The following is a 16473-nucleotide window of genomic DNA, read 5'->3' on the forward strand; positions in this document are numbered from 1 at the left end:
TTGTCCTCCCTCGCGCGCCCCGTTTCCTCCCGTGGGGCGTCCGGGGAAGGCTAGCAAGCCGGCATCAGATGTCCAGCACCACGGTGCCCAGCTTGTCCCCCGAGGCGACACGATCATGCGCCGCCGCGCACTCGGCCAGCCCGCCGCCCGGCACCACCGCATGGCTGAGCGCGCCCGCCTCCAGCCATTTGGTCAGTTGCGCCTCGCCCATGCGCCGCGCCGCGCCCGCCAGTTGATAGACGATCAGCATATGCAGGCGGATATTGCGGAACATCAGCGGGTAGAATTGCAGCACCGGCGCCATATCGCTGGCCGAGGCATAGGCGGCGATGGTGCCGCCCGGCTTGAGCAGCGCAAGCGACGCGTCCTGGTTCGCGGCAAAATCGACCTCAACGATGCGGTCCACGCCCGCGCCATCGGTCAGGTCCATCACCGCGTCGACCACGTCCGCCTCGCGGTAATTCACCCACGCCTCGGCCCCGGAATGGGCGGCCTTTTCCTCGGAGGAGACCGTGGTGATGACCCGCGCGCCCGACAGCCGCGTCATCTGGCAGGCGTAACGCCCGACCGTTCCCGCGCCGCCCGTCACCAGCACGGTCTGCCCCGCCACCGGCCCGTCGCCGCAAACGGCATACCACGCCGTCATCGCCGGGATGCCGAAACAGGCCCCTTCCGCGAAACTTGTCCCTTCAGGCAGCCGCACCGCTTGTTCCGAGGGGAGCGCGACATACTCCGCCGCCGTGCCGAAAGCCCGCTGCCAGCCCGCGTTCCAGATCCACACCCGCTCGCCCACGCGGGCGGCATCGACGCCTTCGCCGACGGCCTCGATCACGCCCGCGCCGTCCGAATGCGGGATGACGCGCGGATAGGCCATCTCGGCCCCGGGTCGCGCGCCGGCCCGCAGCTTCACATCCGACGGGTTGATGCCCGAGGCATGGACCCGCACCAGGACCTCGCCGGACCCTGCCACCGGATCGGCCATCTCGCCGAGGGTCAGAACCTCTGCCGCCGGGCCGAACCGCTCGTACCAAACCGCCTTCATGTCCCGTCCTTCCCTTTGTCCGCGTTGCGCGCCTACTCGGCCCAACGCGGTTTGCGTTTGTCGAAGAACGCCCCGATCCCCTCGGCGCTTTCCTCGCCTTCCCAGCGCGCCACCAGCGCGTCGATCGACAGCGCGATCCTGGCCTCGTCCACCGGGGCCACAAGGTCCGCGACCAGCTTCTTGCCCGCGGCCACCGCGCCCGGTGCCGCGGACAGGTAGGGCGCAACCTCGGCCTCGACAGCCGCGTCGAGATCCTCTGCCGACACCGCGCGCGCCAGAAGGCCCAATTCGACCGCTTCCGCCGCGCCAAAGATCCGGCCCGAGAAGAACACCCGCCGCGCGTTCGCCGCGCCCATGCGCGCCACCACATAGGGTCCGATGGTGGCCGGGATCAGGCCAAGGCGCACCTCGGTCAGGCCGATCTTGGCCGTCTCGACACCGATGGCCACGTCGCACACGCTCATCAGGCCCACGCCGCCGCCGAAACTCTGCCCCTGCACGCGCCCGATCAGGGGTTTCGGCATCCGGTCGAGCGCGCCCAGCATCTCGGCAAGGCTGCGGGCCTCCCGCGCGCGGGTCGCGGCATCGGCCTGCATCTGGTCCTTCATCCAGCCCAGATCGCCCCCGGCACAGAAGCTTTTGCCCTCACCGGTCAGCACGACCACCCGCACCGCCGGGTCGCGGCCCAACCGTGCGGCGGCCTCGGTCAGCGCGCCGATCATCTCGGCATTCATAGCGTTGTGCTTGTCGGGTCGCGCCAGCGTCAGGGTCGCAACCCCGCGCTCGTCCACGTCCACGCGGATCGTTTCGCTCATCTCTCGCCTCCGTTTTCCTGCGTCAGGCCGCGACGCCGCGCATCGCGCGGGCCATCCCCGCCGCCTCGTCGATCACCGACAGATCAAGGCCGGTGTCATAGCCCAAATCCGCCAACCGCCGCGCCACGGCCTCGGTCGCTACATTGCCCGCAGCGCCCGGCGCATAGGGGCAGCCGCCCAAGCCCCCCACCGCCGCATCGAAGACGCGCAGGCCGCGCCCCAGCGCCGCCTCGATATTGTCGAGCGCGCGGCGGCCCGTGTCGTGGAAGTGGCCTGCCAGTTTCTCCGCCGGCACCTCCTCCAGCACGGCGGCCAGCATCGCGTCCACCGTTTCCGGCACGCCCTGCCCGATCGTGTCGCCCAGCGAGATCTCGTAACACCCCATGTCGCGCAGGGCCGCGGCAACCCGCGCCACCGCCTCGGGCGCAACCGGCCCGTCATAGGGGCAATCCGTGACGCAAGAGATATAGCCCCGCACCGGCACGCCATCCCCCTTGGCCGCCTCGGCCACGGGGCGGAACCGCTCAAGGCTTTCCTCGATGCTCGCGTTGATATTGGCCTTGCTGAACCCTTCCGTCGCCGCGCCGAAAATCGCGACCTCGTCGGCCCCGGCCTCCCTCGCGCGCTCATAGCCCTTCATGTTCGGCGTCAGCGCGGCATAGGAGACACCCGGCGCCCGCGCGATCCCGGCCAGCACCTCGCCCGAATCGGCCATCTGCGGCACCCATTTGGGGCTGACGAAACTCGCCACCTCGATCCGGCGAAAGCCTGCGCGGCTCAGCAGATCGACCAGCGCGATCTTGTCGGCCGTCGGGATCTGGCGCTTTTCGTTCTGCAACCCGTCGCGCGGGCCGACCTCGAAAATCTCGACGAATTCCGCCATCTCACGCCTCCCATGCTTCGTAATAGTCCCGCGTATAGAGCCGCTCACTGTCCGAGATCGGCAAGCTCGCGATGAAGCCGGGCCGCGCGGTTATGCGCCCGTACCAATCTGCAAGACGCGCGTAAGGTTCGATCGGCGCGAAATGGCGCGCCATGTAAACCGCCTGCCCCACGCTCACATCCGCCGCCGAGAAGCCGCTGTCGAGCAGATAATCCCGCCCCTCCAGCCGCGCCTCGATCGCCTCGTAGCATTTCGCCGCCCGCTTCGCCTCGATCTGCATGACGACAGGGCTGCGCATCGCGTCGTCGTACAGCGCAAGGTGCTGCTGGGTCAGCGCCGCGACATGCTGGCTGAGCGTCTCCGCGAAATGCACCCAGATCAGCCAGTCGATCCGTTCGTCATCGCCCGGCATCCGGCCCATGCCGGTCTCGGGAAAGCGCTCGCACAGAACCTCGGTGATCGCGCCGGTTTCCCAGATGCAGCGACCGTCCATCTCCAGCGCAGGCACGCGGCCCGCCGGGTTCAGCTTCAGGTATTCCGGGCTGCGCAGGGTCTTGTCGAAGGGCCATTGCACCACCTCGAACTCTATGCCCAGTTCATGCAGCAGCCACAGCGTCCGCATCGAGCGGCTCTGCGGCACGTGATGCAGGCGGATCATGCGGCCTCCTCCTCGGCCAGAACGATCAGCGCCGCCCCGGCCTCGACCTGCGCACCCTCGGTCACCAGAACCTCGGCCACCACGCCGTCACGGCCCGCCGTCAGCGCGTGCTCCATCTTCATCGCCTCCAGCACGGCCAGGCGGTCGCCCGCCGACACGGCCTGCCCCGGCGCGACCAGCACGGCCTTCACCAGCCCGGGCATCGGCGCCTCGATCCGGCCCGCCGCCGCCCCCGGCCCGGCGGCCACGTCCAGCGGATCGGGGATGGTGAAATGCGCAGCCTCCCCCCAGAAGATTGACAGCCCGGCGTCATGGTGCACCACCCGCGCCGGAACCGGCTGCCCGTCCAGGGACCAACGGCCACCCTCGCATGTGACCTCGGTCTCGCCGCCTTCTCGGATCAACCGCGCCCGGCCAGCGCCCAGAACCGCGACGCGTCCTGCGTGCAGCGTGTCCCCTTCCGCCACGCACACCGCCCGCTCCAAGGGCACCCACAGTGCGAAGCCCGGAGCTGCATCCCGCACACCGGCCCCAAGCGCCGCCCCCGCCAGCGCCAGTGCCACCGCGTCGGAGCCGGCCGCAACCTCCTCGGACAAGGCCGCCACGTCGCGGTCGATCAATCCGGTATCCACGTCGCCGGCCGCGAACCGCTCATGCGTCGCCAACCGCCGCAGGAAAGTCAGGTTTGTGACCGATCCCGCCACCTCGGTCTCGGCCAAGGCGCGGTCCAACTGCCGCAGCGCCACCGCGCGCGTGGGCCCATGCACGATCAGCTTGGCGATCATCGGGTCGTACCACGGGCTGATCTCATCGCCTACCCGCACGCCGGTATCGGCCCGCACGCCATCGGGAAAGCGCAGATGCGCCAGACGGCCCGTCGCGGGCAAGAAGCCTTTCGGCACGTCCTCGGCATAAAGCCGCGCTTCGAAGGCATGGCCGGTGATCGACAGATCCTCCTGCCGCGCGGGCAGGGCCTCGCCGGCCGCCACGCGCAACTGCCACTCCACGAGGTCCGCGCCCGTGATCGCCTCGGTCACCGGGTGCTCGACCTGCAACCGCGTGTTCATCTCCATGAAGTAGAACCGGTCGGGCCGCAGCCCGGCACTGGCATCGACGATGAACTCGACGGTCCCCGCCCCGCTATAGCCGATGGCCTCGGCCGCGCGCACGGCCGCCGCCCCCATCTCGGCGCGCATCTCCTCGGTCATGCCGGGGGCGGGCGCTTCCTCGATCACCTTCTGGTGGCGGCGCTGGAGCGAGCAATCCCGCTCGAAGAGATGCACCGCATGCGTCCCATCGCCGAAGACCTGCACCTCGATATGGCGCGGTTTCTCGACGAATTTCTCGATCAGCACCGCGTCATTGCCAAAGGCCGTCGCGGCCTCCCCCTTGGCCGAGGCCAGCGCCTCCATGAACCCGGCGGGCGCATCCACCTTGCGCATCCCCTTGCCGCCGCCGCCCGCAACGGCCTTGATCAGCACCGGGTAGCCGATGGCCTCCGCCGCGCCCGACAGATGCTCGGGGTCCTGGTTCGCGCCATGATAGCCCGGCACGACAGGTACCCCGGCCTCGTGCATCAGCGCCTTGGCGGCATCCTTCAGCCCCATGGCGCGGATCGCCTTGGCCGACGGCCCGATGAAGACAAGCCCCGCCGCCTCGACCGCGTCCACGAAATCGGGGTTCTCGCTCAGGAAGCCATAGCCCGGATGGATCGCCTGCGCCCCCGTCGCCTGCGCCGCCGCGATGATCGCGTCTCCCCGCAGGTAGCTGTCCGCCGGGCGCGGCCCGCCGATATGCACCGCTTCGTCGGCCATGGCCACGTGGCGCGCCTCCGCATCCGCGTCGGAATAGACCGCCACCGTGCCCACGCCCAGCTTGCGCGCGGTCTCGATCACCCGACAGGCAATCTCGCCCCGGTTCGCAATCAGGATCTTGTGAAACATCATCCCTCCCTCGGACGCGCAGGGGGTCGCCCCCGTCCCGCCCCTTCATCTTGGCCAAAAACCTCTCGGGGGAGCGCGAGGGGGCAGACAGCCCCCTCGCTCCCGCGCCCGGCACCAGCGGCACCGTTCGATCCTTTAAGGACCGGCCCGTCACAGACCCGCCGCCCCTTCAAACGCTTGCCTCCCCCAGGTCCTCGACCACCTCGAACCGCTCCCAGATCAGCTTCATGTCGGGGGCGAAAATCCCCTTGCGGCGGTAATAGCGTTCATGCCCCGCGCGCCAGCCGGCGAGGCTGTCATCCTCGCCCTCCATCAGCGCCATCTCCTCGGTCATGTCGCAAAAGCGCACGGGCACAAGGTCCAGTGTCCGCGTCACAAGCTGCGGCACGTCGTGGAAATCGACCGCGATATCGCAACGCCCGACGACCGGCGCATCCTGCCCTGCCGCGATCTCTGCCTCGGAACTGCAGGTCGCCCGCTTCTTTCCCGCCCGAACAAGCGCGATCAACTCCGCGCACAGCTTCGGACCGTCACCGAAGCGGTAGGTCACAGCCCCGGGATAGCGCCGCCGCAGATCGTCCAGGCTCACCGTCACATCCGGAACACGCCAAAGCGTGTCTCCTCGATGGGCGCGTTCAGCGCCGCCGACAGGCTCAGCCCCAACACCTCGCGCGATTTGCGCGGGTCCACGACCCCGTCATCCCACAGCCGCGCCGAGGCATAGAGGGGATGCGACTGCCGTTCGAACATCTCGATGGTCGGGCGCTTGAACTCGGCCTCCGCCTCGGCGGACCACTCTTCGCCCGCCTTCTCCAGCGCGGCGCGTTTCACCGTCGCCAGAACACCCGCCGCCTGCGCGCCGCCCATCACCGAGATCCGCGAATTCGGCCAGGTCCACAGGAAGCGCGGCGAATAAGCCCGCCCGGCCATGCCGTAATTGCCCGCGCCAAAGGATCCGCCCACCAGCATCGTCACCTTCGGCACCGAGGTCGTGGCGACCGCCGTCACCATCTTGGCGCCGTGCCGCGCGATCCCCTCGTTCTCGTATTTGCGGCCCACCATGAAGCCGGTGATGTTCTGCAAGAAGACCAGCGGGATCTTCCGTTGCGAACACAGCTCCACGAAATGCGCAGCCTTCTGCGCGCTTTCGGAAAACAGCACGCCATTGTTGGCGATGATGCCCACGGGCAGGCCCATCACCTCGGCAAAGCCCGTCACGATCGTCTCGCCGAAGCGCGGCTTGAATTCGTCGAACCAGCTGTCATCGACCAGCCGCGCGATCACCTCGCGAATGTCATACGGCGTCGAGAGCGAGGCCGGCACCACGTCGAACAGCTCCTCCGGATCATAGGCCGGGGGCCGCCCCTGTAGGGCGGGCTTCAGCCCGCCATCCCCCACACCCTTCAACGACCCGACCGCCCGCCGCGCCAGCGCCAGCGCGTGGGCGTCATCCTCGGCAAGGTAATCGGCCACGCCCGACAGGCGCGTATGCACATCGCCACCGCCCAGGTCCTCGGCGCTGACCACCTCACCCGTCGCCGCCTTCACCAGCGGCGGCCCGGCGAGGAAGATCGTCCCCTGTTCCTTCACGATGATCGTCACGTCCGACATAGCGGGCACATAGGCGCCCCCGGCGGTGCAGGAGCCCATCACGACGGCGATCTGCGCGATCCCCTTCGCGCTCATCCGCGCCTGGTTGTAGAAGATGCGCCCGAAATGGTCGCGGTCGGGGAAGACCTCGTCCTGCTGCGGCAGGTTCGCGCCGCCGCTGTCCACCAGGTAGATGCAGGGCAGATGGCATTCCTCGGCGATCTCCTGCGCGCGCAGGTGCTTTTTCACCGTCATCGGGTAATAGGTGCCGCCCTTCACCGTGGCGTCGTTGCACACCACCATGACCTCGCGGCCCTGCACCCGGCCCACGCCCGCGATCACGCCCGCCGCCGGGGCCGCGCCGTCATACATGCCATGCGCCGCCGTCGCACCGACCTCCAGGAACGGCGACCCCGGGTCGAGCAGGTTCGCCACGCGCTCGCGCGGCAGCATCTTGCCCCGCGACAGGTGCCGCTCCCGCGCGCGCGCGCCGCCACCGGCGGCGGCCAGCGCGGCGGCCTCCTCGATCACGCGCAGCGCGTCGAGATGCGCGGCCCGGTTCGCCCGCGCCTCCTCCGATCCCGTCACCAGAGCAGATTTCAATCTCATCTCACGCCTCCCCGCGCCTCATGTCCCAAGCTCCGCCTCCAGGGCGGCTGCATCAATCTCGACCGGCCGTCCCAGCCGGTCGACCGGATAGGCCCGCGCCGTGCCGCCCTCGGGCGCGCAGATGACCACCATGCGCACCTCCGGCAGGGCCGAGGGGCGCGCGAAGCAATCGGTGCGCGCGCCGCCGGTCTCGGCCGCGTAACCCTCCGCCACCGCCTCGATGATCGCCGTCTCGCCGGGCGGCGCGGCCCGCAGGCCCAGCAACACGCCCAGCGCCCCGCCAAAGGCCAGAAGCGCCGCAAGCGGCAGGATCAGGCCACGCCGCCCGCCCATCGCCTCAGCCCATCGCCGCCATCAATTCCCGCCCGATCAGCATCCGCCGGATCTCGGAGGTGCCTGCCCCGATCTCCATCAGCTTGGCATCGCGGAACATCCGGCTGACCGCGCTGTCATTCATGAAGCCCGCGCCGCCCATCGCCTGCACCGCCTGGTGGGCGACCTTCATCCCCTCTTCCGAGGCATAGAGCACGCAGCCCGCCGCATCCTGCCGCGTGACCTCGCCGCGATCACAAGCGCGCGCGACCTCGTAGGCATAGGCGCGCGAGGTGTTCAGCGCGACATACATGTCCGCGATCTTGCCCTGCATCAGCTGGAAGTTTCCGACCGGCTGGCCGAACTGCTTGCGCTCGGCCATGTAAGGCATGATCTCGTCGAGGCAGCCGGCCATGATGCCGATATTGACGCCCGACAGCACCACGCGCTCGTAATCGAGGCCCGACATCAGGACGCGCACGCCGCGGCCCTCTTCGCCAAGGACATTCTCGAACGGCACTTCGACATCCTCGAAGACCAGTTCGGCCGTGTTCGACCCGCGCATGCCCATCTTGTCGAAATGCCCGCTGGTCGAAAAACCCTTCATCGATCTCTCGACGATAAAGGCGGTGATGCCCTTCGATCCGGCCTCGGGGTCGGTCTTGGCATAGACCACCAGCGTGTCCGCATCGGGGCCGTTGGTGATCCAGTATTTCGTGCCGTTCAGCGTGTAATAGCCGTTCTTCTTCTCGGCGCGCAGCTTCATGCCCACCACGTCCGACCCCGCGCCCGCCTCGGACATGGCCAGCGCGCCGACATGCTCGCCCGAGATCAGCTTGGGCAGGTATTTACTCTTCTGCTCTTCGGTCGCGTTCAGCTTGATCTGGTTGACGCAAAGGTTCGAATGCGCCCCGTAGCTGAGGCCGATCGAGGCCGAGACGCGGCTGATCTCCTCCACCGCGATGGTATGGGCGAGGTATCCCATCCCCGCGCCGCCATAGGCCTCGTCCACCGTAATGCCCAAAAGGCCCAACTCGCCCATCTCGGTCCACAGCTCGTTCGGAAACGCATTGGATTTGTCGGTCTCGGCGGCCAGCGGCTTCACCCGCTCCTGCGCCCAGCGGTGCACCATCTCGCGCAGCGCGTTCACGTCTTCGCCGAGATCGAAGTTCATCGAGGCCTTGAACATGCCCTCGCCCTCCCTTTAATTGAACAGTTGTTCATTTAATACGAACATGGGTGAGTCGAGTCAAAGGGGAACTGCGTTCACCGTTTCTTAACACATCCGTGCCAATCTCCCCGGTCATGGACATGTCCCGCCGGGCGCTGACACCGCCCGGCCCGCAAGATCAGGGTCCCAGCCGCTGCCCAAGACAGCCCCCAAAGGGCCAAGGCGGCGGGCCACCGAGCAAGCTCAAAGGCCCCGGACGATCCCGGGGTGTGGACACCGCCCCCTTGGCGGCGCCGCCATCCTTGCGACCTGACCAGAGGTGCGACGCGCCCCTCCCCCGAGATATCGCCAACCAGACGGCTCCATCGGACATGGCCCCATGTCCGACCCGGAAAACGCGAGTTTTCCGCCGTTTTCCGTTGCGGAAAACGCCCCCCTTGCCATCCCGCGTGCCAGGCTGTTCCCTGCCGGCCGACCCGACGAAAGGCCCCGCCATGCTCAGCTACCAAGTCACCGATGTTTTCACCGACAGGCCGTTTTCCGGCAATCCGCTGGCCATCGTCGAGGGGGCCGACGGCCTGAGCGACGCGCAGATGCAGACCATCGCGCGGCAGTTCAACCTGTCCGAGACCATCTTCATCCAGGCGCCCGACGACCCCGCCCACAGCGCCAAGGTGCGCATCTTCACGCCCGGGGCCGAGATCCCCTTTGCAGGGCACCCCACCATCGGTTGCGCCCTGCACCTCGCGGGCGGACAGGACGGCACGATCACCCTCGAAGAACGCGCGGGCCTCGTTCACGTCGCGATCAGCCAGTCCGGCACGCTGGCCGAGTTCACCGCCCCGCGCATCCCGGCCCCCATCGGCACCGCGCCCGATGCCGCCACCATCGCCGCCGCCATCGGCCTTTCGCCTGCGCAGATCGGCCCCCACGCGCCCGGCGCGTTCGAGGGCGGCCCGGCCTTTCTTTACGCGCAGCTAACCGACCCTGCCGCGCTGGCCGCCGCCGCCCCGGCACAGCCCGGATGGGGGACCATGATCGCGACGGCGGGTATCGACGACACCGGCCGTTCCCCCGTGGGTCTCTACCTCTATACCCCCGGCGCGGGCTGCGACTGGCAGGCGCGCATGTTCGCCCCCGATGACGGCGTCCCGGAGGACCCGGCCACCGGCTCGGCCACCGCGCTCCTCGCCGGGCAACTCCTCGCCAATGGGGCGCTTTCCGATGGCACCACCACCCTCAGCCTCCGCCAAGGGGTCGAGATGGGCCGTCCCTCCGCCCTGCGCCTCTCGGTCGACGTGGCAGATGGCGCGCTGACCGCGATCCGTGTCGCGGGATCCGCCGTGCCCGTCGCCTCGGGCCAGATCCGGATTCCGTGAGCGCGGCTTTCCCCCGGCCCGCGACCTGCCTATATCTGCCCCATGATCGCTGACATCCTGCGCCGCCTGACGGCCCCCGACCCCGACCCGCTCCCCTTCGACGACGCGCGCCTCGCGCTCGCCGCCCTTCTGGTGCGTATCGCCCGCTCCGACGATGATTACGCCGAGATCGAGAAGGACCGGATCGAAACCCTGCTCGCCAAACGCTACGGCCTCTCCGCCCAGGCGGCCACCGCCCTGCGCATCGAAGCCGAAGCGATGGAGGCCGAGGCCCCCGACACCGTCCGCTTCACCCGCGCCATCAAGGATTCGGTCCCCTACGAGGCCCGCGAAAAGGTGGTCGAGGCGATGTGGGACATCGTGCTGGCCGATGGCGAACGCGACCACGAGGAAGACGCGCTGCTACGCCTCGTCGCGCCGATGCTGGGGGTGAACGACCGCGATTCGAACCTCGCCCGCCAGAGGGTCGAAGCCGCGCGGAAATGATCGCCTCCCTGCCGATGTATCTGCGGCCCGAAAACCGGGCCGCCCATGACGCCTGGTGGGAGTTGATCCGCGACGGCTTGCGCGCCCGTGGCATCGACGCGCCCGACACGCTCGCCCACGACGCCCCGATCCACGACACGTGGGGCCGACCCGACCTTGTGCTCGGACAGATCTGCAACCTGCCCTATCGCAGCGCTTACAAGGACCGCGTCACGCTGATCGCCAATGCCGATTACGGCCTGCCGGACACGCCGCCGGGCGATTACCGCTCGTGGTTCATCGCCCGTCGCGACGACCCGCGCGAGGCGCCGCAGGCCTTCGAGGACGCGGTTCTCGCGATCAACTCCGCCGACAGTCATTCTGGCTGGTGCGCGCCGTGGATGCACATGCAAGAGCATGGCTATGCACCCACCCGCTGCATCATCACCGGAGGCCACCGTGACAGCGCCCGTGCAGTGGCAGAGGGGCGGGCCGATTTCGCCGCCATCGACGCCGTGACCTGGGCCATGCTGGAGAGGTGGGAGGGGGTCACGACCGATCTGCGCATCATCGGGCGCACCGCGGCCAGCCCCGGCCTTGGCTTCATCACCGCGGGCGATGCCGACCCGGCCCCCTGCCGCGCCGCCTTGGCCGAGGCGCTGGACGCGCTGGCGCCGGAGCATCGCGCAACCCTCGGCATCCGCGCCATCACCCCCGCCGACCCGGCGCGCCATGCCGCATTGCCGGTTCCACCGCCGCCGCCGGAATAGGCAATCGGCGCTGAAATTGGCGAAAACCGACTCTTTCCCGTGCGTCACGCTGCACAGGGACGTTGCATTTGCCGCCTTCATGAGCACAAATCGCGGGAAACTCGAAGGGACGCTGCCAAACGTGACCGACCAGACACCGCCCGTGATCCAGATCACCGGCCTGCACAAAAGCTTCGGCACACTGGACGTGCTGCGCGGGGTCGACCTGACCGCCCGCGCGGGCGATGTCGTGTCGCTGATCGGCTCCTCCGGCTCGGGGAAATCCACGCTGCTGCGCTGCGCCAACCTGCTGGAAGACAGCCAGCAGGGCGAGATCCTGTTCGAGGGGGAGCCGGTCACATGGCGCGGCACGGGGCGCAATCGCCACCCCGGCGATGCCGCGCAGGTCCGGCGCATTCGCACCAACCTGTCGATGGTCTTTCAGCAGTTCAACCTGTGGTCCCACATGACCATCCTGCAAAACGTCATGGAAGCGCCCGTGACGGTGCTGGGCGAAGATCGCGCCGCGGTCGAGGATCGCGCCCGCGCGCTTCTCGACAAGGTCGGCATCGGCGACAAGGCCGACGCCTGGCCCGCGCAGCTTTCCGGCGGCCAGCAGCAGCGCGCCGCCATCGCCCGCGCATTGTGCATGGAGCCGCGCGCGCTTCTGTTCGACGAGCCGACATCCGCCCTCGACCCCGAGCTTGAGCAGGAAGTCGTTCGCGTGATCCGCGCGCTGGCCGAGGAAGGCCGCACCATGGTCCTCGTGACCCATGACATGCGCATGGCGCGCGACCTCAGCGACCACGTGATTTTCCTGCACCAGGGCAAGATCGAGGAAGAGGGGGAACCCGCCGACCTCTTCGCCAACCCGAAGTCCGAACGGCTTCGCCAATTTCTCAGCCACAGTCAGGCCGCCTGACCGGGGGCCGAGACCCTTCAAACCCAACCAGGGAGACTACCCGAATGAAAAAACTGATCCTGACCACCGCCCTCATGGGCCTGATCGCCGGCGCCGCCGCCGCCCAGGATGTCGTCCGCATGGGCACCGAGGGCGCCTACCCTCCGTACAATTTCATCAACGATGACGGCGAAATCGACGGCTTCGAGCGCGCCCTGGGCGACGAGCTGTGCGCCCGCGCCGAGCTGACCTGCGAGTGGGTTCTGAACGACTGGGATTCGATCATCCCGAACCTGACCTCTGGCAACTACGACACGATCATCGCCGGGATGAGCATCACCGACGAACGCGATGAGGTGATCGACTTCACCCAGGCCTACATCCCGCCGACCCCGTCGCTCTTCGTGGCGCTGGACGAGGATGTCGACCTGAGCGGCGGCGTGATCGCAGCGCAGACCAACACCATCCAGGCGGGCTATATCGCCGCCGAGACCGACGCCGTGCTGGTCGAGTTCGCAACGCCCGACGAAACCGTGGCCGCCGTGCGCAACGGCGAGGCGGACGCCGCTCTGGCCGATGCCGACTTCCTGCTCGATGCCGTGGGCTCCGACCCCGACCTGATGGTCGTCGGCGACCCGGTCGCCCTGGGCGGCGGCATCGGCATGGGCCTGCGCGAGGGCGACGAGCTGATCGCGACCTTCGACGCGGCCATCACCTCGATGAAGGAAGACGGCACGCTGAACGCGCTGATCGTCGAGTGGTTCGGCGACGACGCCGTGACCTGGTGACCCGATCGCGGCGGGGGGGCTGGGGATACCTTGCCCTCCGTCGCATTTTTTGAACCGGCCTGTGGAAAAGCCCGTCTTATCCACAGATCGGCGGTGGGCCGATGTTCGAATACTGCTCAGATCCAGACACGCTCTCGACCCTGAACTGGTTCAGTTGCTACCTGACCAACGGGGCGCATTTCCGATTCTACCAGAGCTTTCTGACCGTGTTCGCGCTGCTGGCCGTGACCGCGCCGATTTCGCTGGCCTTCGGCTTTGCCGCCGCCGCCGCGTCGCGCAGCCATGTCGCCCCGCTGCGCTGGGTGGGCAAGGGCTATACCGCGATGGTGCGCGGTGTGCCCGACATCGTCTTTTTCCTCTTCTTCGTGCTCGTGCTCGACCAGGGGATCGAGTATCTGCGCCATATCGTGACCTGCCCCGACTGGGACGAACCGATCCGGCAGGGCGCGAATTTCCTCGTCTGCGACGCGGCCCGCACACCGCAATCGACCAGCCCGCAATGGGTGCACGAGGTCTACAATTTCGCGCTGGCGGTCTTCACCTACGCCATCGTCTTCGGCGCCTTCTGCGGCAATGTCCTGTTCGGGGCGATGCGCGCCGTGCCGCGTGCGCAACTTGAAACCGCCGAGGCCTATGGCATGACGCGGCGCCAGACCTTCTGGCGCATCCTCGTTCCGCAGATGTGGATCTACGCGCTTCCGGGCCTGTCGAACATCTGGATGATCCTGATCAAGGCCACGCCGCTTCTGTTCCTTCTGGGGATCGAGGATGTCGTCTACTGGGCGCGCGAGCTGGGCGGCAGCCGCAGCGGAGCCTACCAGTACCCGCATCCCGACTGGCGCTTCTGGTACTTCCTCGGGCTGCTGGTGTTCTACCTGTCCTTCACCCGTGTCTCGGAAATCGTGCTGGCGCGCCTGACCCGCAAGCTGAGCCACGGACAGGCGACGATGGCGGGCGAAGACATGCGAAAGGCGGCGGCATGATCTGCGGCGAAGCCCTCCAGTCCTACGGGCTGCGCGCGCTGGGATATGGCGAGCGCCTGCTGCCGCGCGGCGAGATCACGCTGTGCGACCAGGTCGTTCTGATCGGCTCGGGCATGATATGGAACGTCTATTTCGCGGTGCTGGCGCTGCTTTTCGGCTTCGCCTTCGCCGTGCTGCTGGCGGTGGCCAAGAACACGCCCTCGCGGCTGACGCGCAAACCGGCGGAATGGTTCATCTTCGTCTTCCGGGGCTCGCCCCTCTTCATCCAGTTCTTCATGGCCTACGAGGCCTTCGTGATGCTGCCCCGCCTGGGCGTCGAGTTCGAGCTGTTCGGCATCATGATCGAGGCCGAGACCCGCTGGTTCGCGCGCGCCTGGCTGGGGGCGCTGATCGTGCTCTTTCTCAACACCTCGGCCTACACCGCCGAGATCTTTTACGGCGCGCTGCGCGCGGTGCCGAAAGGCGACCTGGAGGCGGCGGATGCCTACGGCCTGTCCGGTTGGAAGAAGTTTCGCCGCATCACCTTCCCGACGATGCTGCGGCTGGCCTGGCCCGCCTACACGAACGAGGCGATCTTCCTGTTTCACGCCACGGCGCTGGTCTTCTTCGCCTCCTTCCCGGCCTTCCAGCAAAAGGGCGACGCGCTCTATTACGCCAGCTATTTCGCGGACCGGACGTTCAATCCGTTCATCCCCTACCCGATCGTGGCGGTCTATTTCGTGATCTTCACGCTGGTCATCATCGGCGTGTTCGGCGCGATGAACCGGCGGCTGAACCGCCACCTTCCCTCGGAACAGAGGCCGCGATTGCGCTTGCGTCCAACCCTGATCCGATAGCTATATCGGCGCATGGAAGCCTATCTTCACGACAATCCGCAGATCAAATCGATCCGCGTCGCCGCCGCCGATCTCAACGGCCAGCCGCGCGGCAAACGCATCGCCCGCCGCTACGCCGACAAGGCCATCACCCAGGGGACGCGCTTTCCCTACTCGGTGCTGAACCTCGACATCTGGGGCGAGGATATCGACGACAGCCCCCTGGTTTTCGAGGCAGGCGATCCCGACGGCATCCTGATGCCGACCGAGCGCGGCTTCGTCCCGATGCCGTGGCTGGACGCGCCGACCGCCCTTCTGCCGATCTGGATGTTTCACCATGACGGGCGCCCCTACGAGGGCGACCCGCGGCAGGCCCTGGCCCGCGTCGTCGCCCGCTATGCCGAGCGCGGCCTGACCCCCGTGGTTGCCACCGAGATGGAGTTCTACCTGATCGACGACCGGGGCCGCGAATTGCGCGTGCCGCCCTCGCCCCGCTCCGGCAAGCGGCGGCACCAGGCGGAAATCCTCGCCATGCGGCAACTCGATGCGTGGGACAATTTCTTCACCGCGCTCTACGACGCCTGCGAGGCGATGGACATTCCCGCCGACACCACGATTTCCGAGGCCGGACCGGGCCAGTTCGAGATCAACCTGATGCACCAGGCCGACGCGCTGAAGGCCGCCGACGATGCGTGGTTGTTCAAGATCGCGGTCAAGGGGCTGGCGCGTCAGCACGGCTTTGCCGCCAGCTTCATGGCGAAACCCTATCCCGATTACTCGGGCAACGGGCTGCACACGCATTTCTCGGTCCTCGATGCCGAGGGCAACAACATATTCGACGAACGCCGCGCGGGGGGCGAGGCGCGGCTTGGCCATGCCATCGCGGGCTGCATGGCGGCGATGCCCGGCTCGATGCTGGTCTTTGCGCCGCACGCCAGCAGCTATGATCGCCTTGTGCCCGGCGCCCATGCACCCACCGGCATCGCCTGGGCGCATGAGAACCGCACGACCGCCCTGCGCGTGCCCTCGGGCGGACCTGCCGCGCGGCGGATCGAACACCGCGTCGCGGGCGGTGACATCAACCCCTACCTGTTCCTCGCCGCGGTGCTGGGCGCCGCGCTGAACGGGCTGGAGGACGAGGCGCCGCCGCCGCCGCCGATCACCGGCAACGCCTATGACAAGGATCTCGCGCAACTGCCCGGCTCCTGGGCCGACGCAATCGAGGCCTTCGACCAAAGCCCCGAGATCGCGCGGATTTTCCCCGAGGAAATCCGCCGCAACTTCCTCGCCACCAAGCGGCAGGAGTTGCGCTACATGGCCGAACTGTCCGAGGACGAGCAGCAGGAACTCTACCTCGACACCGTTTGACG

17 protein-coding genes are annotated in these 16473 nt (G+C 68.0%); 8 read left to right on the top strand and 9 right to left on the bottom strand.

Annotation, left to right across the window (positions count from 1 at the left end; genetic code table 11):
* Positions 1–64 precede the first annotated feature (64 nt).
* The 9 genes from ABD923_RS08135 to ABD923_RS08175 all read right to left on the bottom strand — a co-directional run bounded on the left by ABD923_RS08135 (position 65) and on the right by ABD923_RS08175 (position 9041).
* Complete coding sequence (locus tag ABD923_RS08135; protein ID WP_259550176.1) at positions 65–1042, bottom strand: NADPH:quinone reductase; 978 nt, start codon at positions 1040–1042, stop codon at positions 65–67.
* 32 nt (positions 1043–1074) lie between these two features.
* Positions 1075–1857, bottom strand: coding sequence for a crotonase/enoyl-CoA hydratase family protein (locus ABD923_RS08140; protein ID WP_259550177.1), 783 nt, complete (start codon positions 1855–1857; stop codon positions 1075–1077).
* A gap of 22 nt (positions 1858–1879) precedes the next feature.
* Complete coding sequence (locus ABD923_RS08145) at positions 1880–2740, bottom strand: hydroxymethylglutaryl-CoA lyase (RefSeq protein ID WP_259550178.1); 861 nt, start codon at positions 2738–2740, stop codon at positions 1880–1882.
* 1 nt (position 2741) lies between these two features.
* On the bottom strand, positions 2742–3398 hold the full coding sequence (locus ABD923_RS08150; RefSeq protein ID WP_259550179.1) for a glutathione S-transferase family protein: 657 nt from the start codon (positions 3396–3398) through the stop codon (positions 2742–2744).
* Positions 3395–5341, bottom strand: coding sequence for an ATP-binding protein (locus ABD923_RS08155; protein WP_259550180.1), 1947 nt, complete (start codon positions 5339–5341; stop codon positions 3395–3397). Before ABD923_RS08155 ends, ABD923_RS08150 begins: the two co-directional genes overlap by 4 nt.
* 169 nt (positions 5342–5510) lie before the next feature.
* Complete coding sequence (locus ABD923_RS08160; protein WP_222191187.1) at positions 5511–5930, bottom strand: ASCH domain-containing protein; 420 nt, start codon at positions 5928–5930, stop codon at positions 5511–5513.
* Positions 5931–5932: 2 nt separating this feature from the next.
* Positions 5933–7540, bottom strand: a complete 1608-nt coding sequence (locus tag ABD923_RS08165; protein ID WP_259550182.1) for a carboxyl transferase domain-containing protein — start codon at positions 7538–7540, stop codon at positions 5933–5935.
* A gap of 18 nt (positions 7541–7558) precedes the next feature.
* Positions 7559–7873, bottom strand: a complete 315-nt coding sequence (locus tag ABD923_RS08170) for a hypothetical protein (protein ID WP_259550183.1) — start codon at positions 7871–7873, stop codon at positions 7559–7561.
* A 4-nt stretch (positions 7874–7877) separates the two neighbouring features.
* On the bottom strand, positions 7878–9041 hold the full coding sequence (locus ABD923_RS08175) for an isovaleryl-CoA dehydrogenase (protein ID WP_259550184.1): 1164 nt from the start codon (positions 9039–9041) through the stop codon (positions 7878–7880).
* A 476-nt stretch (positions 9042–9517) separates the two neighbouring features.
* Between ABD923_RS08175 and ABD923_RS08180 the strand changes: the two genes are divergently transcribed.
* From ABD923_RS08180 to ABD923_RS08215, 8 genes are all read left to right on the top strand, one after another.
* A complete protein-coding gene (locus tag ABD923_RS08180; RefSeq protein WP_259550185.1) occupies positions 9518–10402 on the top strand; it encodes a PhzF family phenazine biosynthesis protein in 885 nt (294 codons plus the stop codon).
* 42 nt (positions 10403–10444) lie between these two features.
* Positions 10445–10888 (top strand): tellurite resistance TerB family protein, encoded by a 444-nt coding sequence (locus ABD923_RS08185; RefSeq protein ID WP_259550186.1) that lies wholly within the window; start codon positions 10445–10447, stop codon positions 10886–10888.
* Complete coding sequence (locus ABD923_RS08190; protein ID WP_259550187.1) at positions 10885–11637, top strand: phosphate/phosphite/phosphonate ABC transporter substrate-binding protein; 753 nt, start codon at positions 10885–10887, stop codon at positions 11635–11637. The genes ABD923_RS08185 and ABD923_RS08190 overlap by 4 nt, the downstream gene beginning before the upstream one ends.
* Before the next feature lie 79 nt (positions 11638–11716).
* The gene (locus tag ABD923_RS08195) at positions 11717–12538 is read left to right on the top strand and encodes an ABC transporter ATP-binding protein (RefSeq protein WP_259550188.1); all 822 of its coding nucleotides are present in this window, start codon (positions 11717–11719) and stop codon (positions 12536–12538) included.
* A gap of 44 nt (positions 12539–12582) precedes the next feature.
* Positions 12583–13305, top strand: coding sequence for a transporter substrate-binding domain-containing protein (locus ABD923_RS08200; protein WP_259550189.1), 723 nt, complete (start codon positions 12583–12585; stop codon positions 13303–13305).
* Between the two features lie 101 nt (positions 13306–13406).
* Positions 13407–14288, top strand: coding sequence for an ABC transporter permease (locus ABD923_RS08205; protein ID WP_259550190.1), 882 nt, complete (start codon positions 13407–13409; stop codon positions 14286–14288).
* Positions 14285–15124 (top strand): ABC transporter permease, encoded by an 840-nt coding sequence (locus ABD923_RS08210; RefSeq protein ID WP_259550191.1) that lies wholly within the window; start codon positions 14285–14287, stop codon positions 15122–15124. Before ABD923_RS08205 ends, ABD923_RS08210 begins: the two co-directional genes overlap by 4 nt.
* A 12-nt stretch (positions 15125–15136) precedes the next feature.
* Positions 15137–16471, top strand: coding sequence for a glutamine synthetase family protein (locus ABD923_RS08215; RefSeq protein WP_259550192.1), 1335 nt, complete (start codon positions 15137–15139; stop codon positions 16469–16471).
* Positions 16472–16473: the final 2 nt, after the last annotated feature.

The sequence above is a fragment of the [Roseibacterium] beibuensis genome, from assembly GCF_039542305.1.
Classification (GTDB): domain Bacteria; phylum Pseudomonadota; class Alphaproteobacteria; order Rhodobacterales; family Rhodobacteraceae; genus Roseibacterium; species Roseibacterium beibuensis.